The sequence below is a fragment of the Promicromonospora alba genome (assembly GCF_042654905.1).
Taxonomy (GTDB): Bacteria; Actinomycetota; Actinomycetes; order Actinomycetales; family Cellulomonadaceae; genus Promicromonospora; species Promicromonospora alba.
In genome coordinates this window covers 300,172-323,304 of record NZ_JBHSFI010000008.1, presented here as the reverse complement: position 1 = coordinate 323,304, position 23,133 = coordinate 300,172, and the positions used below count along the sequence as shown (strand labels likewise).

The 23,133-nt window shown below is 73.9% G+C and carries 17 protein-coding genes; 6 read left to right on the top strand and 11 right to left on the bottom strand.

The genetic code is table 11. The features are described 5' to 3' along the window. Nucleotides 1-88: 88 nt before the first annotated feature. The 7 genes from ACFO6V_RS24065 to ACFO6V_RS24035 form a co-directional block, all read right to left on the bottom strand. Nucleotides 89-679, bottom strand: coding sequence for a serine O-acetyltransferase (locus ACFO6V_RS24065; protein WP_377140470.1), 591 nt, complete (start codon nt 677-679; stop codon nt 89-91). Beyond that, on the bottom strand, nt 676-1,812 hold the full coding sequence (locus tag ACFO6V_RS24060; protein WP_377140467.1) for a glycosyltransferase family 4 protein: 1,137 nt from the start codon (nt 1,810-1,812) through the stop codon (nt 676-678). The genes ACFO6V_RS24065 and ACFO6V_RS24060 overlap by 4 nt, the downstream gene beginning before the upstream one ends. A gap of 19 nt (nt 1,813-1,831) precedes the next feature. Further along, a complete protein-coding gene (locus ACFO6V_RS24055; RefSeq protein WP_377140464.1) occupies nt 1,832-3,337 on the bottom strand; it encodes a lipopolysaccharide biosynthesis protein in 1,506 nt (501 codons plus the stop codon). Next, on the bottom strand, nt 3,334-4,404 hold the full coding sequence (locus ACFO6V_RS24050; protein ID WP_377140462.1) for a glycosyltransferase: 1,071 nt from the start codon (nt 4,402-4,404) through the stop codon (nt 3,334-3,336). The genes ACFO6V_RS24055 and ACFO6V_RS24050 overlap by 4 nt, the downstream gene beginning before the upstream one ends. A 118-nt stretch (nt 4,405-4,522) precedes the next feature. After that, entirely contained in the window at nt 4,523-6,058 is a 1,536-nt protein-coding gene (locus tag ACFO6V_RS24045) for a sugar transferase (RefSeq protein ID WP_377140460.1), read from the bottom strand. A gap of 128 nt (nt 6,059-6,186) precedes the next feature. Further along, nucleotides 6,187-6,477 carry a hypothetical protein gene (locus ACFO6V_RS24040; protein WP_377140457.1) on the bottom strand — a complete coding sequence of 97 codons (291 nt, stop codon included), beginning with the start codon at nt 6,475-6,477 and terminating at the stop codon, nt 6,187-6,189. A 43-nt stretch (nt 6,478-6,520) separates the two neighbouring features. Continuing rightward, nucleotides 6,521-8,335, bottom strand: coding sequence for a DUF4012 domain-containing protein (locus tag ACFO6V_RS24035; RefSeq protein ID WP_377140455.1), 1,815 nt, complete (start codon nt 8,333-8,335; stop codon nt 6,521-6,523). Between the two features lie 392 nt (nt 8,336-8,727). On the opposite strand from ACFO6V_RS24035, the gene ACFO6V_RS24030 reads away from it, so the two are divergent. Together ACFO6V_RS24030 and ACFO6V_RS24025 are read left to right on the top strand one after the other, a co-directional pair. Continuing rightward, nucleotides 8,728-9,279 carry an arsenate reductase/protein-tyrosine-phosphatase family protein gene (locus ACFO6V_RS24030; protein ID WP_377140453.1) on the top strand — a complete coding sequence of 184 codons (552 nt, stop codon included), beginning with the start codon at nt 8,728-8,730 and terminating at the stop codon, nt 9,277-9,279. A gap of 73 nt (nt 9,280-9,352) precedes the next feature. After that, complete coding sequence (locus tag ACFO6V_RS24025; protein ID WP_377140451.1) at nt 9,353-9,589, top strand: DUF2530 domain-containing protein; 237 nt, start codon at nt 9,353-9,355, stop codon at nt 9,587-9,589. 27 nt (nt 9,590-9,616) lie between these two features. Here the strand turns inward: ACFO6V_RS24025 and ACFO6V_RS24020 are convergent, their stop codons facing one another. The 4 genes from ACFO6V_RS24020 to ACFO6V_RS24005 form a co-directional block, all read right to left on the bottom strand. Beyond that, complete coding sequence (locus tag ACFO6V_RS24020) at nt 9,617-13,015, bottom strand: sacsin N-terminal ATP-binding-like domain-containing protein (protein WP_377140448.1); 3,399 nt, start codon at nt 13,013-13,015, stop codon at nt 9,617-9,619. Beyond that, entirely contained in the window at nt 13,012-13,869 is an 858-nt protein-coding gene (locus ACFO6V_RS24015) for a DUF3027 domain-containing protein (protein WP_377140445.1), read from the bottom strand. The genes ACFO6V_RS24020 and ACFO6V_RS24015 overlap by 4 nt, the downstream gene beginning before the upstream one ends. A 23-nt stretch (nt 13,870-13,892) precedes the next feature. Beyond that, nucleotides 13,893-14,267, bottom strand: a complete 375-nt coding sequence (locus tag ACFO6V_RS24010; RefSeq protein WP_116676985.1) for a cold-shock protein — start codon at nt 14,265-14,267, stop codon at nt 13,893-13,895. 206 nt (nt 14,268-14,473) lie between these two features. Then, nucleotides 14,474-15,211 carry a TetR/AcrR family transcriptional regulator gene (locus tag ACFO6V_RS24005; RefSeq protein WP_377140442.1) on the bottom strand — a complete coding sequence of 246 codons (738 nt, stop codon included), beginning with the start codon at nt 15,209-15,211 and terminating at the stop codon, nt 14,474-14,476. Between the two features lie 127 nt (nt 15,212-15,338). Here ACFO6V_RS24005 and ACFO6V_RS24000 point away from each other — a divergent pair, with 127 nt between their 5' ends. From ACFO6V_RS24000 to ACFO6V_RS23985, 4 genes are all read left to right on the top strand, one after another. Next, a complete protein-coding gene (locus tag ACFO6V_RS24000; RefSeq protein ID WP_377140439.1) occupies nt 15,339-16,259 on the top strand; it encodes an NAD-dependent epimerase/dehydratase family protein in 921 nt (306 codons plus the stop codon). A gap of 61 nt (nt 16,260-16,320) precedes the next feature. After that, the gene (locus ACFO6V_RS23995; protein WP_377140436.1) at nt 16,321-18,957 is read left to right on the top strand and encodes a helicase-associated domain-containing protein; all 2,637 of its coding nucleotides are present in this window, start codon (nt 16,321-16,323) and stop codon (nt 18,955-18,957) included. A gap of 17 nt (nt 18,958-18,974) precedes the next feature. Further along, a complete protein-coding gene (locus ACFO6V_RS23990; protein WP_377140433.1) occupies nt 18,975-20,672 on the top strand; it encodes a DNA repair helicase XPB in 1,698 nt (565 codons plus the stop codon). Nucleotides 20,673-20,826: 154 nt separating this feature from the next. Continuing rightward, complete coding sequence (locus ACFO6V_RS23985; RefSeq protein WP_377140430.1) at nt 20,827-23,052, top strand: TPM domain-containing protein; 2,226 nt, start codon at nt 20,827-20,829, stop codon at nt 23,050-23,052. Nucleotides 23,053-23,133 lie beyond the last annotated feature (81 nt).

Below are 23,133 nucleotides of genomic sequence, written 5' to 3'. Positions count from 1 at the left end.
CGATCTCAAAGCAAGTGACCGATCTCGTCTCGGGCCGCGTGCATCCGACCGATCTTGCGCGCCGGCCGCGCCCACGACCGATCTCTCGTCAGGCGATGATCCGAGCGGGGACCCCGACGGCGGACGCGTCGTCCGGGACGTCGATGAGCACCACCGCGTTGGCGCCGATCCGCGCCCGGTCGCCGACGCGTACCGGCCCGAGGACGCGAGCGCCGGCGCCGACATAGACGCCGTCGCCGAGCACCGGGTCGCCGTCCTTCCCGGTCCGTGACCGGGCGGCGCCCAGCGTGATGCCCTGCTGCACGCGGGCGTCGCGACCGACGACCACGCGGGGACCGATGACGACGCCGGTGGGGTGCCACAGCACGAGCCCCGGTCCGATGCGTGCGGACCAGGCGATGTCCGCGCCGGTGATCGCGTGGTTGAGCTGCTTGAGCACCGAGCCGAGCACGGGGACGGAGCTGCCGGCTCGTGCGGAGGCGCGGTACAGGAACGTCGCGAGGAAGCGCAGCGTGAGGACTGTCGGCAGCACGCCGGCGGTGCCCGGGCGACGCGGGTCGTCGCTCGTCCGGTTGGCCGCGAGGTCGGCGAGCAGGCCGAGGGGCCGCGCGCCGGCGGTGTCGCGCGCCGTGTCCTCCGTCGTCTCGTTCGTGATGTCCTTCGTCGTGTCATGCGTCATCGCGTTTCGACCAGGCCTTCCGTCATAGAGTCGGCGGGGCGCCCCAGGCCCCAGCGTGCGCGTCCGACGGCGCGTGCGGCGGCGCTCATCGCCGCGCCGAGCGGGTCGCTCCCCGCCGTCCAGTCGTAGGCCGCGACGCGTTCGACGGCGGACTGCCGCAGCCGGTCGCGGTAGCCGCCGTCCGCCATGAGCCGGGCCGCCGCCGCGGCGAGGGCTGCCGGGTCGCCGGGCGGCACCACCACGCCGTTGCCGAGGTCGCGCACCACCTCAGCCTGACCGGGTACGTCGGTCGCCACCACCGGGAGGCCCGCGGCCGCTGCCTCGATCACCTTGAACGGTGAGGTGCCCCGCGCGCTCGCCGTGACGGCGCCACGGGTGGCGAGTGCGAGCGTCGCCCCGCCCAGCATGTGTGCGACGTCCGCCCGGTCGAGCGTGCCTCGCCACTCGACGCCGTCGGCCCGGGCGGCCAGGACCCGCTCGCGTTCGACGCCGTCGCCGACCACGACGAGCCGCAGCCCGTCCGGCCAGGCCGGCTGCCGGACGGCGGCCACGAGGTCGCCGATCCCCTGCCACGGCGCGAGGTTTCCCACGAAGACGCAGTAGGGCGGCTGTTCGGGGGCCCGTCGCGCGGCGGCGAACAGGCCGACGTCGGCGCCGTTCTCCAGGACCGTCACCTCGTGGGCGGGCCGGCCCGTCACCTCGACCACCCAGCGCGCGATGCCCGCGGAGGGTGCGACCACCCGGTCCGCCACGAAGAGCGGGCGCAGCGCCACCCACCGCATGAGGCGGGAGCGGCCGATCCACGGGTGGACCGCCTCCACCTCGGCCAGGACCCCCTGGGCGCAGACGACACAGGCCCCGCCCCGCAGCCGTGCCGCGACCAGCGCCGGCAGCGCGAACGGGTGCCAGCGCACGACGACGAGCCCGTGCCGCGGCTGCCGCACGGAGTCGAGCAGCAGCCGGACGAGGCGTGCGAGCCGTCCGCCGGACCGCCCGCGCCGGGCGACCACGCGGTGGGGCGCTATGCCGAGTGCGGCGAGGCGCTTGAGCGTCCCGTCCAGGTGCACGCCGGCGGCTGCCGACTCCGCCGCACCCTCGAGCCACACCAGGGTCGTCCTGGGTCCTGCGTCCACGTGCTGCCTCCTGGAGGTCTCAGGTGCGGGACGGTTCACGGGCCGCCCCCTTCCGCGAGAGCAGGCGCGCGCCGCGCAGCAGCACGCCCAGGTCCGTCCGGAGCCTGCGCCACAGCAAGGCCTGCAGCGCGACGACGCCGGCCCAGGCGAGCAGGCCCACCGCGAGGGTCGGCCACGAGCCCAGGTCGGCCAGGCGGCTCGCGACCAGCCCGGCGGCCGCTGCGCCGGCGCCGTGGCACACGAAGGCCCGGACGCCGTTCCAGAACAGCTCCCGCGCGGGCGCCTCGGTGACCCGGCCGACCCACCACAGGCCCAGCGGCCACACCACCGCCGTCGACGCCGCGTAGCCGAGCGCGGCACCTGTCATGCCGAAGAAGCTGCCGCCGCCGATCGCGAGCAGCACCACCGGCCTGGTCACGAGCGTGAACCGCAGCAGCGCACCGGTCCGCCCCGCCGACTGGAACACCCAGCCCGGGGCGAAGCCCGCGGCCTCGAAGACGCCGCCGACCGCGAGGATCGCGAAGGCCGGGGCGGCCGACGACCACCGCTCGCCGAGCACCACGTCGACGACCGGTCCGGCCAGCGCCGCCGCCAGCATCAGTGCGGGGACGATCGTGTGCAGCAGGATCGTCTGACCGAACAGGAGGAACTCGCGGTAGCGCACCGGATCGTCGTGGACGCGGGAGAGCACGGGCAGCGCCACGCGGTTGGCCGGCCAGGTGGCCTGCCGGATGGGCAGGGCCATGAGCTGGTACACGCGGCTGTAGAGGCCCGCGACGCCCGCGCCGAACCGCACGCCGAGGATCGCGGTGTCGATGTTCCGGGTGGCGTAGCCGAGGAGCTGCGCGCCCAGCAGGTTCGAGCCGTACCGCACGAACGGGCGCACGGAGACGTCCCACCGCGGCAGGCCGGGGACCCACCGGCCGGCGGCGACCACCCCCACCGACATCACGAACGCGCCGACGAGCTGCTGCGCCACCAGAGCCCAGTAGCCGCCGCCCGCGACGGCGACCACTATCGCCACGCACAGCCCCGCGACCGGCCCGGCCACGTCCGCGACGGCGGCGGCGCCCAGGCGCATCCCGCGCACGAGGCTCGCCCGGTGCTGCGTCGCCACGGCGTTCAGCAGGAAGCTGAGCGACACCCAGCGGGTGACGTCCGCGAGCTCCGGCTGCCCGTAGAACGCCGCGACGAGCGGCGCACAGGCGATGCCAGCTCCCGTGAGCACCGCACCGATCAGGGTGTTCAGCCAGAAGAGGTTGTCGCGCTCCGCGTCGGAGAGGGTCTTCGCCTGGACGGCGGCGTTGGCCAGCCCGAAGTCCCGCACCGTCTCGGCGACACCGACCAGGGCGAGCACCATGGCCAGGTAGCCGAAGGCCTCCGGCGCCAGCAGCCGCGCCAGGACGACTATCGAGACCGCCTGGACGCCGACCTTGAGCAGCTGCCCGCCCATGGTGACGGCGCCGCCCCGAGCCGCCTGCCTGCCGAGCGGAGCCGGGTCCGTGCCCACGGGCGTACCGCTCACCGGCGCCCGCCGGCAAGATGCGGCACTACCTTGCGGTACGCCTCGGCATGACGCCGGCCGATCAGCTCCCAGTCGCGCTCGTCCAGGTGGGGCCGGGTCCCTCGCTCGCGGGTCATCCGCGCGACGGCCATCGCCCGCAGCAGGTCGGCCGGCTGCAGCACGCCGTCGTACATGATCACCCAGCCCTCGCCGACCTCGCGGGCGAGCCCGTCGGTCGCGTCGCTCCGCGGCACGAGCACCGGCCGGTCGAGGGACAGCGCGAGCAGTGCGGCCCCCGAGTTGTGCATCTCCTGATAGGGCAGCACCACGAGCTCCGCGCGGCGCACCTCGCGTGCCAGCAGGTCGTCGGGCACGAACTCCAGCCTGGCCTGGATCCGGTGGTCCGCCGCGGCGACCGCCCTGATGTGGTCCGCGAGGGCCGCGTCCTCGGGCCTGCCGACGATCGTCAGGCGCATCGCCGGGTCGTTGACCGCGCGGAACACGTCGAGCAGCCGTTCGATCCCCTTGTAACGGCGGATCAGGCCGAACTGGAACAGCCGCCCCGGCTCGGGCCGCGCGCCGGGGTCGGGCGGGAAGACAGACCGGTAGTGGCCGTGCGGGATGGTCGCGTTCCGCACCCCGGACGGCAGCGGCGTCGTCGGGTTGAGCCTGATCCACAGCACCGTCCGGCGGTCGAGCGCAGCCAGGAACGACCGCTCCAGGCGGCCGCCCGACTCGTGCGGCGCGACGTTGTGCGCGGTGCGCACCACCGGCGTCTCCGTCAGGTCGAGCCGCAGCAGGAGCAGGTGGGCGAGGATCGCCTTGACGAACCGGCCGACCGGCGTCCGCTGCCGCACGAGGAACTCCGGCCAGTGCACGTGCAGCACGTCGTACGCGCCGAGGATCGCGCGCGGCCACGAGAACGTGAGGATCTGGATCTCCGGCGGTGCGCCGCCGATCATGTGGTCGACGTACTGCGTGGTGCCGTTCGGGGCGGGCAGCACGTGGAGCACCCGGATCCGGACGTCGACGGCGGTCTCGACGTCCGCGTGGTCGTCACCCCTGCTCCTGCCGCTCTCTGAACGCACCATTCCCCTTTCCCGCTAAAACAAATGCCCACTTATCGCCCCGAGAAAATCGGCGAACCAACCGACCGGCAATAGTTTTAAATCGTATTGCCGTGCCTAATGCCGCGCATCCGGGCGATCAGTACGCACCGCTCGGCGCGAACACTTCGCGAGCGGTCCGCAGCATGATTCCGATGTCGCCCAGCAGGCTCCAGTTCTCCACGTAGTAGAGGTCCAGCCGCGTGCCCTGGTCGATGGTCAGGTCGTTGCGGCCGCTCACCTGCCACAGGCCCGTCAGCCCCGGCTTCACGAACAGGCGACGCCGCAGCGCGTCGTCGTACTGGGCCACCTCGAGCGCGACCTGGGGCCGGGGACCGACCAGGCTCATGTCGCCCTTGATGACGTTCAGCAGCTGCGGGAACTCATCGAGGGAGTACTTGCGCAGGAACCGGCCGAGCGAGGTGACGCGCGGGTCGTCCTTGCGCTTGTAGTAGACGCCCACCTCGCCGTCGAGCACGTCGGTGAGGCTCTCCTCGGCGCCCTGCCGCATCGACCGGAGCTTGTAGAGCGTGAACGGCTTGCCGTTCAGGCCGATCCGCTGCTGCCGGAACATGGCCGGCCCGGGGCTGGTGAACCGCACGCAGAGCGCGAGGAGCAGCATCGGGACGGCGACCACCGCCGCGATCAGCGTCGCGACGACCAGGTCGAACACGCGCTTCATCGCATGCTGGAGGCCGGTGTAACCGGGCGGCGAGACCTGCACCACCGGAACGCCGTCCACCGGCGTGATCAGCATCCGCGGGCCGGCGACGTCTGCGAGCGCCGGGACGACCACGAGCTCAGCGCCCGTGACCTCGAGGTCCCACGCGAGCTGCTTGAGCGCCGCGGGGGTCGCACTGTCGGACGCCGTCACGGCGACGACGTCGACGTCGATCGTGCGGGCGGCCTCGGCCGCGTCCTCGACGCGGCCGAGCACCGGGACGCCGTCGACCGGCGACGGGACACCGGCCCCGCCGGGTATGCAGATACCCACTACCAGGAAGCCCGCCTCGGGCGCGCGGTCCACGCGGCGGCAGAGGTCGAGCACCGCGTCCCGCCCGCCCACGATCAGCGTGCGGCGCTGGAAACGGCCGTGCGCACGCTCGGCGTGCAGCCGCGCCGCGAGGACACGCCGCCCGACGACGAGGAGCACCAGGCCGACGGGCAGGGTCACCGCCACGTACGAGCGGGCGAGGTCGAACTTGACGAGATAGCAGACGATCGCGGTGAGGCCGAAGAGCGCGAGGGAGCCCCTCGCGACCCGTACGTACTCCTCGCGTCCCGAGCCCAGGATGCGGGGGCTGCGCGCTCCGGCGAGGCCGATCGCGATCACCCACGCCTCGGCGAGCGCCACCGAGATGAGGACGTACTGGCCGCCGCGGGGCTCGAAGAGCTCGACGTGGACCTGCCGGTCGAAGCGCAGCACGTAGCCGAGGGTCACGGCGGCCATCACTGCCACGATGTCCACGAACAGCGCGCGGTCGGTGACGATCTCCTGCCACGGAGCGGCCGGACCCTTGCGCGGCGCCGGCGCGGTCATCGACGCGGCGAGCCGTGCCGCCTCGTCGTCCAGCTCCTTGAGCGCGGCTGCTTCGCGATCGACGTCGGCGGCCTTCGGATGGTTCTCGACGGTCAAGGCACACTCCCCCTGGACAGGTACATCGAGGCTGGTGCACTGAGTACGGCCGTGCGCTGCATCTCATCCAGGCGGTGAGGTGCGGAGCACGGCCGATCGGAAGGCCGCGTACGGATGGCCCTGGAGGATCAGTTCTGTCGGGTCCGGATCCGGCTGACGACGATCGCGGCCACGCCGGCGACGACCAGCCCGCCGGCGATCGCGAGGTACGGGAAGCTCGTCGGGCCGGTGGCGACGATGCTCATCCGGCTGTCCGCACCGCCCGTACCCGTACCGGCGCCCGGCCCGTCCGCACACTCGGCGCTGACGCACGGCTGCTCGCGGTGGTCCGCGCCTGCCTGGCCCGCATACGCGGCGCCGGCCGGCGCCAGCACGACCACGATGGCGATCAATAGAGCACTGATGAAGCGTCGAAGCATTGCCCTGTCCCCTGGATAGTGACTTTTGATCAGCCGGTCGGCGTCACTTTCCGACGGACACTTCAGCAGGTCGTGTACCCGGTGTCGTACGAAGAATGACATCGCCGTCCTGGTGCTTCCCAGTGATAATTGCATAGGTCACAGACACTGTCTCGCCAGGGTGAATTTCTATGTCGTCGAATGCCCTGGAGAGACCATCATGCTGCTGTGGCGAAATCCCGGTTTTCTCCGAGTTTTCGGACGCGTCGAGAACGGCACCGCCCGCGGGCGCATAGACGATCGAACGGAGCCGGATCAGGCCCGGCTCGCTCTCGTCCTGACCGGCCAGGTAGTCCGGCGGCGAGCCCGCGCCGGGCTCGCCGACGCGCGACGTGTAGGCGACGGTCACCTCGAGCTCCCGTGCCCCGTCGGGCCTGGCGCCCCGCTCGACGACGTCGACCGCGGTGTCGAGGTAATGGCCGACCTTCGCCGTCTGCAGGCCCTGGGTGAAGACGCCGACCACCGGCCTGGAGCCGTTCACCCCGCGCAGGCCGCCGTCGAGGACGGTGCCCTCGAGCAGGTGCGCCTCCCCCTGGTGCGCCGACCACACGAGCAGCCTGCCCTCGCGCGCGGCCTTCGCCAGGGCGTCGACCATCCCGCCGGCTTCACCGGAGCCCTCGGACAACGACTCGAACGCCGACTCCGCGAAGTCGGCGAAGATCAGGTCGGCGTCGTCCGCCGTCTCGGTGAGGTAGATGCCGTTGACGAGGTAGCTCACCAGCTCCTCGCCCAGCAGTCCCGCACCGGCGCCGGCCGGGGCGGACCCGTCCGCCTCCAGGAGACCGGCCAGCGCGGTGGGGTCGACGGACAGCACGCCGTCCACGAGCTGTCCCGTCTCGCCCTCCCACATCGCGCGGGCCATCTCCGCGGCCCGCGGGAAGTCCGGCGTCGACGTCACGTTCTGCATCCAGCCGCCGACCGCGTCGCCGAACATCGCCTCCTCGCCGTCCGTCAGCGTGCCGGGCGGCGGCACATAGGGCCCCACCTGGCTGGCGTGCATCTGGTCGGTGAGCTCGATCCTGCCGCCGTCGGCGTGCAGCACCAGCACGGTCCCGACGACCCCGCCCAGCGCCCGCGGTTCCGCGTTGTTCTGCACCAGGACGAGGTAGTCCCTCGGCTCGTCGGCGCCCAGCATCGGCGGGATGAGCTGCGCCGCGCGGGCCGCCGTCGCCGTCGACATGCGCAGGTCACCGAGCTGCCCTTCCAGGTCGGAGACGGCGGCGGACACCTGCGGCAGCATCGGCGACCGGTCGATGTCCTCGACGCGCTGCTGCGCGTACCCGACGGACTGGTCGGCGCGCCGCACGTCCGGCGCCACCCCCTCCAGGGGTGTGAGGTCCACGCGGCCACCGTGCGGCGCGAAGGTCGCCGGGTCGGCCACCTCGACGACCGAGGCGAGCTGCGGGAGCGGCCCCTGCGCGAGGCGGTCGACCACCGCGGCCATGGTCGCCACCGCTTCCACCGTCGGCCCGACGCCGGGCAGCCGGCTCGCCAGCGTCCAGTGCGGGCCCGCCGTCGCCGCCTGGGCGTCGGAGGCATGGCTCTGCAGCTCGGCCACGGTCGCGTCCAGGTTCTTGGTGCGGCCGGCGACGGCATCGGCCTGCAGCGTGGAGACGCCGCTGGCCGCCTGGGCCAGCGAGTCGCGGACCCGCACGGCGTCGAGTGCCACCCACGCCATGAGGACCGCGAGGGCGACCAGCAGCCCCGTGACGCTCAGCACGACGATCTTCAGGCTCCGGCGCCGCTGGCGCGTCCAGTACACCCGCCTGGGCAGCGGCGGCTTCTTCCACGGCGCCGGTGCGGGAGGTGCGGGACGCACTCTCGTGACCGTGGCGAGGCCCCCGGACCCCGGCGCGGGAAGGTCGCTCGTCCGGGGCTTTCTGAGGGGCAGAACCTTGGCGCCCTCGTCGACGTCATTGCCTGCCTGCGTACTTTGAGAAGGGCTGCTCGCGGGCGGGGACACCGGTGCGTCCGCCCACTTGTCGCCCCATCCAGGATGTGTCACCAGACCCCCCGATGGCTATGTCCGCACGGTTCGCGTCACGTTACCTGCGAGCCGTCAAGAGGGCACGGCAGAATTCACCCTCACGTTTTCAGGGGTGCATTAAGGGGTGATTTAACTTGTCAAGCGCCGACAAACCGGTCAAGACAAAGTAATGCATGCTTAGAATGGCGCCCGACTTAACAGACTTTTCGAGAGGGGCATCCCTTATGTCGCTTACCGTGCTCGCCGTGTGCACGGGCAACATCTGCCGCTCCCCCGCCGTCGAGACCCTGCTGCGCAGCGTTCTCGACTCGTCCGTCGACGTCAGCAGCGCCGGGACCCACGCGCTGGTCGGCCACCCGATCTCCGAGCCCATGGCAGAGCTCCTCACCGCCGGCGGTTTCCCGCCCGCCGAGTTCGCCGCGCGGCAGCTGACCAGGGAGCTCGTCGAACAGGCAGACCTGATTCTCGCCCTGACGCCCGACCACCGCACCCGGGTGGTCGAGGCGGTACCGTCCGCCGTGCACCGCACCGTCACCGTCGCCGAGCTGGGGCGACTGTCCAGCACCCTGCCCCCGGGCAGCGTCTTCGGGCAGGACGACGCCGCCCGGCTCGCCACCCTCGTACCCGCCGCGCTCCTCGAACGGCCCCACCACGTCGGCCGGCACCACGACGACGAGGTGATCGACCCCTACCGGCGCTCCGCCGACACCTATCGGCGCAGCTACGACCAGATCCTCGACGCGCTGACCCCCATGATGGCGGCGCTGCGCGCCTGACCGGCACAGTTCACCCGCGATGACGCGGGAGGCGTCGACGGGCCTGACGGGCCCTTGTCCGTAGACTGGCAGGGTGCCAACGATCCGCTCCCTGCTGGCCCATCCTGAGGAGCGCCGGCCCAGCCCGCCGGCTCCGCGCGCCGATCTCTTCCGCGTCTTCGGCGCGGGCATCGTGCTGTTCGCCATCGGGTTGATCGTGACGCTGATCCTGCACCTCACGGGGCGGGGCGGCCTGGAACCCGTGTGGATCTGCGGTACGGGCATGGCGCTCGGCGGGCTGGGCCTGCTCTGGGCCCGCCGCCACCGCTAGGGGTCCGGGTGGCGCTGAAGCCGCCGATCACTCCCAGACGCGCTCGGCGCTGAGCTCCTCCGCGCGTGCCGGGTCGCGCAGCGCGGCTTCCAGGAGGAGCGGGTCCACGCCCGTGAGCTCGGCCAACGCTCGGGCCAGGCCTTCGGATGATGCGGCGTGCGCGACCGCATCGGCCGCAACCCACCACGCGACGCGCTTTCCCTCGACTGTCAGCACGTCGTGGCGCCGCCAGGTCGCCGGCGCGTCCGGCGCGAGCGCCCGCACCCGCGGGTCGAGCTCGACCGCCTCGCCGGGCTCGTCGGGGGCGACGCCGGTATCGCTCTCGAACGGGAGGTCCAGCAGCTCGGCGAGCGCCTCTGCGACGTCGGCCGGGGCGGGGACGACCGGACCGAGCTGAGCCCAGCGCGCCGAGGCGGCGACCGCGAGGTCGTCGACGCGTTCCACGGTGACGCCGGACGGCCCCAGCGCGGGCAGCCGGGCCGGCGTGATGGCGCGGGCGTCGTCGGCGCGGGCGAGCGCGGCCAGGCCGGCCCAGACGGCGCGCGCGACGTCGGCGGATACGGTCCGGCGTTCGTCCGCCTGTGACTCGGGCAACCGCTCCAGGACGGCCGGCCAGTCGTGTCCGGGCAGGTCAGCCAGGTTGTGGAACCCGCCGAGCGCGGCCAGGACGTCGTCGTCGAGCCCGGTGGTCGCGGGCGGAGCGGGCGGCAGCAGCGGGGTGTCGTCGAGCGCGAACGGCGCACCGACCCGACGTCGCAGGAACCACGCCGTGTACGACACGGCCTGCCGGCCGGGAGCGTCCGGGGAACGTACGGGAGTCAGGAGCGCGCGGCGCAGGCCGGGGTCGGCCGACACCCTGCCGAGCGCCGCGGCGAGCGGGCCAGGTCCGGCGTCCGTCGCGTCACGCAGCGCGTCGAGGTCCGAGACCGCCTCGACGTCCCCGATCCACGCGCCCGGGCCGAGCTCGTCCGCGAGGTGCTCGAGGTACTCGTCCCAGTCGGAGAGCCATCCGGCGGGGTCGTCGGGCCCGTAGTCGGCGTCGTCGCCGTCGGCGGTCACGACGTCGGCGACCCGGTACACGACCAGCTCGGCGCGGGCGCCGGCGGCGGCGAGGGCGGCCCTCCCCCAGCGTTCGGCGACGTCGTCCCGCACCAGCGCGAGGTCCACGTGCTCGGCCGCCCACGTACCGGGCAGGGCCGCCTCACGCAGCGGCACCACGTTGCCGTCCGCCACGACCGGCAGCTCGCCCAGCCAGAACGGGAGGTCGGCCGAACCGGACTCGGCCGCCAGCCGGACCAGCTCGAGCACGGCCACGACCACCTCGGCGGACGTCGGGTCGTCGAGCGCGCCTGGGTCCCATCCGCCCGGATCCGGCACGGTGTCGGACGACGAATCGCCCGCCGTTGACGGCGCCGACAGGACTGCCCCGAGGTGCTCGGCGTCGCCGTCGTCCAGCACGTCCTCCGCGGCGGCGAGCGCCGTGGACCGGACCGCCGGGTCCGCGAGGAGCCCGTGCGGGGTGGTGGAGGCGGCGCCGGCCTGTTCGAGCAGCGGGTGTGCCACGTCCGGGTGCACCACGCGGACGCCGAGGGCGCGGGCGATCCCGGCGAGGTGCGGTGCGTCGAGCAGCACGGTGCCGCGAGCGCCGCGGGTCACGCGGCCGTCGGCGAGCGGGAGCGGCGCCCCGGCGACCGCCTCGAGCACCGTGGGCTCGCCGGCGTGCGGGGCGATGGCGTCGAGGGCCGCGCGGATCACGCCAGGTTCGGGCGGCAGCGCCTCGACCACGTCCGCGAGGTCGGCGGACTCGGCACCCAGCGAGCGAGCGAGCGTCTGGTACCGCACCGGCACGGCGACCAGGGCCGCGGAGGTACCGGCGGCGAGCGCGGAGGCGAGGGCCGGGTCCTCGCCGAGCGGCCCGGCGAGGAAGGCCGCACCCCGCGGCGCGATGCGCAGTGGGGCACCGGGCATGCCGTCGGCGCCTGCCGCCTCGGTGCGGCCCGGAGCGGGCGCGCTCAGCCGGAGGAGCGGGGTGTCGCGCAGGGCCGCGTCGGCCGACGCGCGGATCGCGGCGTCGACGTCGCCGGCGGGCAGCCCGGTCGGCACGAGGCCGAGGACCTCGCGCTCAGCGCCGAGCTCGCCCAGGAACGCGGCGAAGGCGCGGCCGGCCTCGGCGGCCACCCGGTCCGACATCGGGCCGGGGAGCACACCTCGCCGCCCGGGGTCGACGGGGAACGACGCGATGAGCAGGGCCGGGAACGTGAGCCGGACGTCGGTGGGGGTCGGCGCGTGCAGCGCCGCGCTCTCCGCCGCGCGTCCGCCCGTGGTGGGCAGCGCCCAGAGCACCGACCAGTCAGGGCGGCGCGCCTCGGACGGCAGGCTGTCGTCGGGCCCGAGCGCGCCGGACGCGCGGTGCACGCGCCACCGCGAACCGACGTCGCGCAGTACGCGCCGGCCCGGCGTCGGCGTCGCACTGTGCGGTTCAGAACCCGGCTGACCTGCGAAGTCGTCCTCGATGACCACCTCGTCGAGCGCGGGAAGGGCGAGCAGGAGCGCGTCGTCGAGCGCTGCGAGCTGAGCGCGGACGGCGGCCACGGCGTCGGCGTCGCGCAGCACGAGCTCGACCACGGTGTCCGGCTCGTCCGGCGTCGTCGCGGGTGCGGGGAACGGGAGACGCAGCACGGGCAGCGCGTCGCCGCGGGACCGGGCTTCCTGAGCGAGCTCTGCAGGTTGCCGAGCGAGTGGCGCGAGTTCGGTCGGTTGCAGGAGACCCGAGCCGAGATCGGTCGCTTGCTCTGAGATCGGTCCATCGATTGACCGATCTGGAGGCAACGGACCGAAGTCGCTGCGAGCTTCGATCGACGGACCGAACTCGGCATCGCCACTCTCGTGCCACGGATCGCGCTCGGCGTCCGGCTCTGTCAGACCCAGCTCGGTGCGCGTCGCGGCGAGCGAGAAGCGCACGCCGCCGGTGCGCGAGCGGACGACCACGTCGTCGGACACCGAACGGACGGCGGCGAACCCGACCCCGAACCGCCCCACGGCACGCATCGCCTCGCCGGAGCCCTCGTCGGCATCGGCCGAGACCTTCGCGGAGGCGCGGAGGGACGCCAGCGACGCGACGCCGTCGGCGTCGAGGGGCGCACCGGTGTTGGCCGCGACGAGCCGCCAGCACGCGGCGCCGTCACCCGGCCCACCTGCGCCAGACACGTCCTGCTCCAGCCGGAACGTCAGCCGGCCGGGGATCCCGGCGCGCGCGGCGGCGTCGGCGGCGTTCTGCGCGAGCTCGACCACGACCCGGTCGCGGTAGTACCCGCGGGCGTGGTCCTCCTCGGAGTTCGCGTCCTCGCGAAAACGCGTGGGCGACGCACGCCACGCCTCGGTCACCGCGCGCCGCAGCGCACCGGTGCCGAAGGGGTCGCGGGTCACGCGGGGGATTCGTCCTCGGCGGGGGTCTCGACAGGCTCGACCGACGACGTGCGCTCGACCCGCGAGACGGGCTCGACCTCGTGCTCGTCGATCAGCGGCGCGGGCGCGGGCCAGTCGGTCGGGTGCTCCTCGACGTCGGTCTCCGAGTGCGCGCCGCAGCCGTGGTCGAGCGAGACGACCTTGCCGTCGTCGGGCGACCACTCGTTGGCGCACACCCCGAAGAGCTGCCCCATCGAACCGGACAGCGGGATGAGGAACGCGCAGGTCATGCACTCGGCGGCCGCCGCGACGGCGCCCGCGGTGGTGGGTCCGCGCGTGCCGCGGTACCAGCGCTCGGCGGCCTCGGCCCTGCCCTGCGGGGACAGCACGCGGGTGCGGGCGAGCGCCAGCTCGTCGATCGCCACCTCGTCCACCTCGGGGTCACCCGTCGGGGTGTACCCGGGCTCGAGCCGCGGGTCGTCGGCGCGGAACGGCAGCACGTCACCCGGGCCGACGTCGCCCGGGCGCAGCCGCTCGGACCACGGCAGCCAGGCCGGGGCAAGGATGGCCTCGTCGCCGGGCAGCAGCTCGACCTCGCTGATCGTGGCGGCCCGGCCACGCGGCACGCGTGTCACGGTGACCGTCCAGTGCCAGCCGCGGTACCCCCGCATGGTCGCGTCGAAGCGGTGGGAGACCACCCGCTCGTCCTCGAAGAAGGTGCCGAGGTGCTCCCCGACGTCCTCCGGTCGCTCGGCGACTTCCTGTGCGGCGGCGCGCGCGAGCTCTGCGGCACCGTTCAGCACGGCGTCTCGGCTCGAGCGTGCGGCGATCCGCCTGGTGAATGTTCGTATGGCGGGCGCGATGGTCGTGACCATGTTCCTCGGGACCTCGTGTGGTTTCAGGCGTCGAAGTCGTCTGCGACCTTGCGCAGCATCTTGGCGAGCAGCTCCGGGTTCTTCGGATAATGCCCCTTGCGCAGGTCGTTGGCCACGCGGTCCAGCATCTGCGTGAGATCGCCGACGATCACAGCCATGTCGTCGGCGGGCTTCCGCTTCGCCTTTGCGACCGACGGCGCGGCGTCCAGCACCTTGACCGCGAGCGCCTGGGGACCGCGGCGGCCGTCGGCCACCCCGAAGTCCACCCGTGCGCCCGGCTTGGGGACGACGCCGTCGGGCAGCGCGGAGGCGTGCAGAAATACCTCGCCTCCGTCCTCGTTGGCGATGAAACCGAAGCCTTTGTCGGTGTCGAACCACTTGACCTTGCCGGTGGGCACTGCGACCTTCTTCTGTGCTTGTCGGAACTGCTCGGGAACTGCTCGGGGATCTGCCCGGACCGGCCCTGGCTGCTGCGAGCTGAGCGCGCCACCTGGACCGGAAGTACCAGGTTACCGGGCAGAACCGTGCCGCGTCGCATGCATTGACCACTCTTCGCCCGCACGACCTGCCGGCGGCCTGGTCCAGGAGGGCCGTTTGCCGGTTTTCAGGCGCGCATACCCAGGTCCGCGGCGAGGCGTAGCGCCACCTCGTCCAGCCAGGCCTCGGGGTCCGCGATCGAGCCCACCTGGTGCCCGAACAGCTCGAACGAGATCACCCCGAACAGCTCGGTCCATGCCATGACGGCGCGCCGGACGGTCTCCGGCAGCTCCTCGTCCGCCGGACCGGCCCCCTCGATGAGCCCGTGCTGCGTGACGAAGGCGAGCGCCGGCGCGACGGTCCCCGGGTCCGCCGCAGCACCCGGGGCGGCCGGCACCACCGGTGGGCGCGCCCCGGCCGCGTAGCCGTCCCCCACTATGCGGATGAGCACGCGCACCACCCGTGTCGCGGGGTCGACGGTGTCGCGCGGTGCGGCGTAGCCGGGCACCGGCGTGCCGTAGAGCAGCCCGAACTCTCCCGGGTGCGTGACGCACCAGGTCCGGACGGCGCGGAAGGTGGCGAGCCAGCGCGCGGTGACGTCCGAACGGTCGGCGACACCGGCGTCCGCGGCCTCCGCGGCGGTGCCGAGCTCGTCGTACGCCTCGATGAGCAGGGCGGTGAGCAGCGCGTCGCGGCTCGGGAAGTACCGGTAGACGGCCGAGGAGACCATCTCGACATCGCGGGCGACGGCGCGCAGCGACAACCCGGCGGCGCCGTCGGTCGTCAGCCGCGCGCGGGCGGAGTCGAGGATCTCTCGGGTGATCGTCTCGCGGGCGAGGGCACGCGCGGTTCGGGCCGGGCTCATGTGCTCCAGGGTGCCACTGATGGATCACCGCACACAAACGCGAGCACTGCTCTTGCCAAGGTGCACCCGCTCGTGCCACGCTGACGGCACGGAACGAGAGCACCGCTCTCAGAATGGAGCAATGATCATGACTGACCGCCACCTCATCGTCGGAGCGGGCCCCATCGGCACCCACGTCGCGGCCCTGCTGGCCGAGCGCGGCTCGCGTGTCACCGTCGCGAGCCGTTCGGGCCGCAGCACCGGGATCGACGGCGTCGAGCACCTCGCCCTGGACGCCTCGGACGCGGACGCGCTGGCCCGTGCCGCCGAGGGCACCGACTACCTCTACAACTGCGCCAACCCCGGGGACTACACGCAGTGGGAGCGCGTCTGGCCCTCGCTCGCCGCCTCGCTCCTGTCGGCAGCAGAGCGTTCCGGCGCCGTCTACGCGATCACGGGCACGCTCTACCCGTACGGCCCCGTCGACGTCCCGCTCTCCGAGGACCTGCCCGACGCCGCGACCGACCACAAGGGACGCCTCCGCGCCCGGATGTGGGCGGAGGCCAAGGCCGGGCACGACGCCGGGCGACTGCGCGCCGTCGAGATCCGCGGCTCCGACTACATGGGGCGCGGCGTCGGCGGCAACGGCCACATCTCGCGCCAGGTCCCCACCGCGCTGCAGGGCAAGCGCGCCGTGATGATGGGCCGCACCGACCTGCCGCACACCTTCACCGACGTCGCGGACGCGGCCCGCACCCTGGTCGCCGCCGCCGAGGACCCCGGCGCCCACGGCAGGGTCTGGCACGTGCCGAGCAACGCGCCGCGAACCCAGGCACAGGCCCTCACCGACGTCCTGGCGAGCGTCGGCAAGCCGCCGGTGAAGATCTCCTCCCTGCGCGGCGCGGCTCTCGGCGCCACCGCCCTGGTCTCCCCGTTCATGCGGGAGATGCGCGAGATCATCTATCAGTGGGAGCGCCCGTACGTCCTGGACGACACTGCCGCACGCACCCGCTTCGGCATCACTGAGACGCCGTGGGAGGAGGTCTGCCGTCGCACGGCGCAGCTCTGAGGCGGCCCCGGGCGTGGACCGGCCGAACTCCGGCCCCGGAAACCCGCGTAGCATCGTCAGGATGGCCTCCTCGCTCCCCGCAGCGCCGGCGGCGGCCACGCGGCACTTCGCCGACGACCTCCGGCAGCGCTCGGACACCGCGCTCGCCGCGCTCCTGCGCGCCCGTCCCGATCTAGCCGCGCCCTCCCCCTCCACGCTGCGTTCGCTCGCGGCCCGTGCCTCCAGCCGTACCTCTCTCGAGCGCGCCCTCGCCCGCTCCGACGCCCTGACCCTGCAGGTGCTGGAGGCGGTGCTCGCCCTCGAACCCGTCTTCCGCCTGCCGTCCGAACCCCCGGAAGAGAGCCCCGGCGGGTCGCCGCTCGCCGGGCCGCTCAGCGCCGAGGTCGTCACCTGGGCGCTCGGCGGGTCGGCGGAGGACGGACCCCGTGTCGACGCCGCCGTTCGCCGCGCCGTCGAGCAGGCACTGCTCTGGGACGCGGGCGGCGAGTACGGCACCACGCTCGACCTGCGCACGGTGCCGGGCCTCGACGAGCTGCTCGGGCCGAACCCCGCGGGACTGGGGCCGCACCTCGACCCCGTCCCGGCAGGGCTGACCGAGGCGGTGGGCCACGCCTTCGGGTCGGCCACCGGCCGGACCGGGACCGCTGCGGCGCTGGGCGCGCTCCTCACGGGAGCGCCACCCGGTGCCCGCGCGATCCTCGACGCGCTCGCCTGGGGTCCACCGGTCGGCGTCGTGCCGCCTGCGGGCACCCGCCCGCGGGACGCCGTGAACTGGCTGGTCACCGAGCATCTGCTGGTCCGGTCGGACGCCAGGCACGTCGTGCTGCCGCGCCTGGTCGGGCTGGCGCTCCGCGACGGGCGCACCCACCGCGAGCCGCGCACCCTGCCGCCCGAGCCGCGGGGCCGGGCGGTAGCCACCGCAACTGCCGACGCCGAGGCGGCGAGCGCAGCGCTCGAGCTCGTCCGGCGCGTGCGGCTGCTCCGGCAGTCGTGGGACGAGAGCCCGCCGTCGGTCCTCCGTACGGGTGGCCTGGGCGTGCGCGAGCTGCGCCGGGTCGCCGCCCAGCTGGAGACCGACGAGCGGGCGACGGCGTTCGTTGTCGAGGTCGCCGCGCTGGCCGGCCTCGTCCGGGACGACGGCGAGGCGCCGCCGTCGTACGTGCCGACCGTCACCGACTGGGATGACCTGGACGACGCCGCTCGCTGGGCGCGGCTCGTCGAGGCCTGGCTGGCCTCCCGGCGGGCACCGTGGCTCGTGGGCTCCCGTGACGACAAGGGGGCGCTCCGGGCGCCGCTGTCACCGGACCTGCAGCGGCCGTGGGTGCCCCGGCTGCGCAACGGCGTGCTGGGCGTGCTCGCGGCGGAGCCGACCGGTGACACCGTCCTCGCGCCCGCACCCGAGGACGTGGTCGAGGTGCTGACCTGGCACACGCCGCGCTCCGTGCCGCCCGCGACCGCCGTCGAGGGCCTGCTCATCGAGGCCGAGTGGCTGGGCGTGACGGGGGCCGGCGCGCTCTCGACTCCGGGCCGGGCGCTGCTCACGGAGGGGGACGATCCCGCGGAGGCGCTGCGCGCCGTCCTGCCCCACGAGGTGGACGAGATCCTGCTGCAGGGCGACCTGACGGGGATAGTCCCCGGCCGGCCGTCGCGCGGGCTCGCGCGGCTGCTGGAGCGGTCGACGGACATCGAGTCGCGGGGCGCCGCGACCACCGTGCGGTTCAGCCCGGCGTCCGTCACGCGGGCGCTCGACCAGGGCGAGACCGCTGACGGCATGCTCGACGAGCTCGCCCACCGCTCCCCCGTACCGGTCCCGCAGCCCCTGGAGTACCTGGTCCGGGACACCGCGCGCCGGCACGGCGCCGTGCGGGTGGGTACCGCGTCGTCCTACCTGCGGGCCGCCGACGCGACGGTGCTCGCCGGCCTCGAGCACGACCCGACGCTCGTGGGCCTCGGCCTGGTGCGGCTCGCGCCGACAGTGCTCGCGGCGTCCGTCCCCGCGGCGGCCCTGCACGAGGCGCTGCGGAAGCGTGGCCTGGTCTCGGCACTCGAAGGACCGGACGGGCGCGTGCTCGTCGCCCGCCGGGGCGTGACGGGCCGGGCGATGCCCGCTCCCAGGTCTGCGGCCGCCATCCGGATGGGCGCGGGCACGCCCTCCGAGGTCGTCGACCGCACCCCCGACCCGGAGGCGCTGGTCGCCGACCTGCGCGCCGTGGAGGAAGCGGCGCGCGCAGGCGCCCGGGCCCGGGCCGACGCCGCGGAGGTCGCGCGGTCGGTCTCGACGTCCGGCGGCGGCATCCCGCTGCGCGGGTACCGCGTCGTGAGCGCCGTGCCACCTCGGCCGGAGCCGTCGGCGGATCAGCCGCGGCCGGGTGCGCTGGAGCCGCTCGCGGCCGCCGACGCGCCGTCCCTGGACCGCCCGGTGACGACGGCCGCGGCCGTCGACGCGAGCGCCCTGGACGAGGACCCGGGAACACAGCACCCCGCTGACGGGTTGGCACTGCTGCGCGACGCGCTCCGCGACGGCACCACCGTGATCGTCGAGGTGGCCGGCCACACCGGCCGGCTGGAGCGCCGCGAGCTGAAGCCCCTGAACCTCGACGGCGGCCGGCTCCGTGCTCTCGACCCGGATCGAGAGGCCGAGCTGACGATCGCCGTCCACCGCATCGCGTCGGTCCTGCCGACGTCGTCCACGCCGTAGAACTGAGGGAGACCCCCATGCCCGACGGCCCGTTGATCGTGCAGAGCGACAAGACGCTCCTGCTGGAGGTCGACCACCCGGACGCCGAGAGGGCGCGACGCTCGATCGCGCCGTTCGCCGAGCTGGAGCGCGCGCCCGAGCACGTGCACACCTACCGCCTGACGGCGCTGGGCCTGTGGAACGCGCGCGCGGCCGGCCACGACGCGGAGCAGGTGGTGAGCACGCTCCTCGAGTTCAGCCGCTACCCGGTGCCGCACGCGCTGCTGGTCGACGTCGCCGAGACGATGGCCCGCTACGGGCGCCTCGTGCTGTCGCAGGACCCGGCCCACGGCCTCGTGCTGCGCACCACTGACCGGGCGGTCCTCGCGGAGGTGCTGAAGTCACGGCGCACGGCGGGCCTGGTCGGTGAGCGGCTGGACGAGTCGACGGTCCTGGTGCACCCCTCCGAGCGCGGCCACCTCAAGCAGGTGCTGCTCAAGCTCGGCTGGCCGGCCGAGGACCTCGCGGGCTACGTCGACGGCGAGAAGCACCCGATCGAGCTCAGCCCGGTCACCAAGCCGCGGACGGAGCACGAGAAGGCCAAGCCGTGGGAGATGCGGCCTTATCAGGCGCAGGCCGTCGACGGGTTCTGGCACGGCGGCTCCGGCGTCGTGGTGCTGCCCTGCGGCGCTGGCAAGACGATCGTCGGCGCGGGCGCCATGGCGAAGTCCGGGACGACGACGCTGATCCTGGTGACCAACACCGTGAGCGCGCGCCAGTGGCGCGACGAGCTGGTGCGGCGCACGAGCCTCACCGAGGACGAGATCGGCGAGTACTCCGGCGCCCGCAAGGAGATCAAGCCGGTCACCATCGCCACCTACCAGGTGCTGACCACCAAGCGGAAGGGCGTCTACACGCACCTCGAGCTGCTCGACGCCCGCGACTGGGGACTGGTCCTGTACGACGAGGTCCACCTGCTGCCGGCCCCGGTCTTCCGGATGACGGCGGACCTCCAGGCCCGGCGCCGCCTCGGCCTCACCGCCACCCTGGTGCGCGAGGACGGCCGCGAGGACGAGGTGTTCAGCCTGATCGGGCCCAAGCGGTTCGACGCGCCGTGGAAGGACATCGAGGCGCAGGGCTACATCGCGCCCGCCGACTGCGTGGAGGTGCGGCTCACGCTCCCGGAGAGCGAGCGCATGACGTACGCGACCGCCGAGATGGAGGACAAGTACCGGCTCGCCGCGTCGGCGTCGGGCAAGAAGAAGGTGGTGGAGCAGATAGTGGCGCGCCACCCCGACGACCAGGTGCTCATCATCGGGCAGTACATCGACCAGCTCGAGGAGCTGGCCGAGCACCTCGACGCGCCCATCATCACCGGGGCGACCACCAACAAGGAGCGGCAGCGGCTCTTCGGGGCGTTCCGCGAGGGCGAGATCTCACGCCTCGTCGTGAGCAAGGTCGCCAACTACTCGGTGGACCTGCCGGAGGCCTCGGTGGCGATCCAGGTGTCGGGTTCCTTCGGGTCGCGGCAGGAGGAGGCGCAGCGTCTCGGGCGCATCATGCGGCCCAAGGCGGACGGCCGCACGGCGCACTTCTACGCAGTGGTCGCGCGGGACACCGTCGACCAGGACTTCGCGGCGCACCGGCAGCGGTTCCTGGCCGAGCAGGGTTACGCCTACCGCATAGTCGACGCCGAGGACCTGGACGGGTCACCGGCGGATTCCGCGGCTTCCTGATGTCGGGGCGTGGGCTGGGCCCGCTGCTCAGCAGGGCCCTGACCAGGCTGTGAAAATGCGCTTCACGCTGGGCCTTTACCTGGGGATTCGTTGCAGATCTGCAACGTCACGCTCTCCGATTGCGTGGTCTTGAACCCGGGGTGACTATCAGGACGTGATCGAGTCCCCAGCAAGGCACGAGCATCAGCACGAACCCAGTACCCGGGCAGCCGGGGGCTGGGCGATCGTGGCCTTCGCAGGCCTTGTCGGTGTCGTGCTGGCGGCCACCTCCCAGGCCGCCAACGCCACGGTCACCATGCCGTCCGAGCCGATGCCGTCCGTCTCGCCGCGGCTGTCCGCGGCGACCCAGGCGCAGCTGATGTCGGACGTGCTCCCGGCGTCGCCGCCGATCACCCTCACCGACCAGGTGACGGACGGCGCCGACGTGCTCAGCGACGCCGAGCGCCAGGACGTCGACTCCGCCCTCGACCGGCTCGCCGACGAGTCGGACCTGCGCATGTTCGTCGTGTACATCGAGAGCTTCGACGGCACGGAGCCCGTGGACTGGGCCAACGCGAGCGCCAACCAGTCGGGCCTCGGCCCGGACGACCTCCTGCTGGCCGTCGCCACCGTCGACCACGAGTTCGGGCTGTCCGCCGACACCAACGTCCCCCTCACCACGGCGCAGCTGCGCTCCATCGACAACTCGGTGGCATCAGCGGTCGAGGACGAGCGCTGGGCACCTGCCGCGACGGACGCCGCCGACGCCGTCCGGCGGGCCGGCACCGCCGCGGCCGACCCGCTCCTCGTCGCCGGTATCGCGGTGGCCGGGGCGCTTGTGCTCGCCGCCCTCGGGTACGTCCTGTGGCGCTTCGTCCTCCCCCGGCTCCTGCCGCGCCTGACCCGGCTCACCGACCGCTCCACGGCGGCCGGCGGCCCGGCGCCGGACGAGCTCGCCGACCTGCCCGTCCCCGAGCTCGACCAGCGCGCGTCGGGCTCCCTGGTTCGCATCGACGACGCGCTCAAGACCTGCGAGCAGGAGCTCGGCTTCGCCCGCGCGGAGCTGGGCGCCGACGCGACGCGGGACTTCGAGCTGATCCTGGCGCGCGCCGCCGCCGACGTCCGGCAGGCCTTCGCGATCCGGCAGGAGCTGGACGTCGCCGCGCAGGCGGAGGACACGCAGGCAGACGGCGCCCCGGGGGCGGACCACCACGAGGCCGACGAGTACCGCCCGGTGCTCGGGGACGCCGAGCGGCGCGCGCGCCTGACCCGGGTCATCGCGCTGTGCGAGAGCGCCGCCGACACGCTCGACGCCCGCACCCGGGCATTCGACGACCTGCGCCGCCTGCAGCAGCGCACGCCCGAGCTGCTGGCCGACGTCGTCGCCAGGGAGCCGGAGGTCACCGACCGGGTGGCCGCGACGCGCGCGACCCTCGAGCGGCTCGCCGGACGGTACCCGGCGGACACGCTGGCGATGGTCTCGGGCAACCCCGAGCAGGCCGAGCTGCTGCTGGTCAATGCCAAGGCGGCGGTGTCCGCCGGGCGCTCCGCCCTGGAGGGCGGGCAGAAGGCGGTCGCCGTCGCGCACGCGAGGGGCGCGCAGAACGCGCTCGGCCAGGCGGTCATGCTGCTCGACGCCGTCGACGCCACCGCAGCGCACCTCGACCGGGCGGCAGGGCGGCTCGACAAGGCGATAGCGTCGCTGACCCAGGACGTGGTCGCCGCCCGGTCCGTCGAGGGCGACTTCCGGGTGACCCTCGCACGCACCGCCGCGCAGGCCTCGCTCAAGCACGTCGAGGTCACGCGGGAGGGCGGCGACCCGCTCGCCGGGCTGCAGCGCATCGCGGCCGCGGAGGCCGCGCTGGACGCCGCCCTCGCCGGGACCCGGGACTTCACGGAGGTCGCGGCCCGGGCGTCCGCTCTGCTGCGGGACACCCTCGGCCGGGTCGACGAGCAGCTCCGGCAGACCGCCGACTTCGTCGCCACGCGCCGCGGCGCCGTCGGCTCGCCCGCACGGACGCGGCTCGCAGAGGCGAGAAGGCTGACCGACGCCGCCCGCTCGCTCCAGCCGATCGACCCCGCCGCGGCACTCGGGGAGGCGCAGCGCGCGAGCAAGCTCGTGCAGGAGGCCGCGCGGCTCGCCCGCGAGGACGCGGACGCCGTCATGATCGCAGCCGAGGCGAAGCACGACGCGAACGGCTCGGACGAGAACGGCCCCATCACGGGCGGCATGATGCTCGGCGGCATCCTGCTCGACCCCAAGGTCGTGCGGTCACGCAGGCACGCCGCTACCGCACGGATCGGCGGCGGGTTCGGCGGCGGTGGTTTCGGCGGCGGGCGACCCGCGACGCTCCGGAAGCTCGGCACGGTCCGCGCCTGGTGGCCAACGCCGGTGAAGTAAAGCGTCACACGTCACATTTCGGGCGGGCATCAGGCCAGGACTTCGGGAGTACTTTTTGACCTGCCGGTCTCCTGGCCCCGG

Bases quoted from the DNA above. Each gene is read 5' to 3' on its own strand.
- ACFO6V_RS24065 (WP_377140470.1), bottom strand. From the start codon at position 679: ATGACGCATGACACGACGAAGGACATCACGAACGAGACGACGGAGGAC.
- ACFO6V_RS24040 (WP_377140457.1), bottom strand. From the start codon at position 6,477: ATGCTTCGACGCTTCATCAGTGCTCTATTGATCGCCATCGTGGTCGTG.
- ACFO6V_RS24030 (WP_377140453.1), top strand. From the start codon at position 8,728: ATGTCGCTTACCGTGCTCGCCGTGTGCACGGGCAACATCTGCCGCTCC.
- ACFO6V_RS24015 (WP_377140445.1), bottom strand. From the start codon at position 13,869: ATGGTCACGACCATCGCGCCCGCCATACGAACATTCACCAGGCGGATC.
- ACFO6V_RS24005 (WP_377140442.1), bottom strand. From the start codon at position 15,211: ATGAGCCCGGCCCGAACCGCGCGTGCCCTCGCCCGCGAGACGATCACC.
- ACFO6V_RS24000 (WP_377140439.1), top strand. From the start codon at position 15,339: ATGACTGACCGCCACCTCATCGTCGGAGCGGGCCCCATCGGCACCCAC.
- ACFO6V_RS23995 (WP_377140436.1), top strand. From the start codon at position 16,321: ATGGCCTCCTCGCTCCCCGCAGCGCCGGCGGCGGCCACGCGGCACTTC.
- ACFO6V_RS23990 (WP_377140433.1), top strand. From the start codon at position 18,975: ATGCCCGACGGCCCGTTGATCGTGCAGAGCGACAAGACGCTCCTGCTG.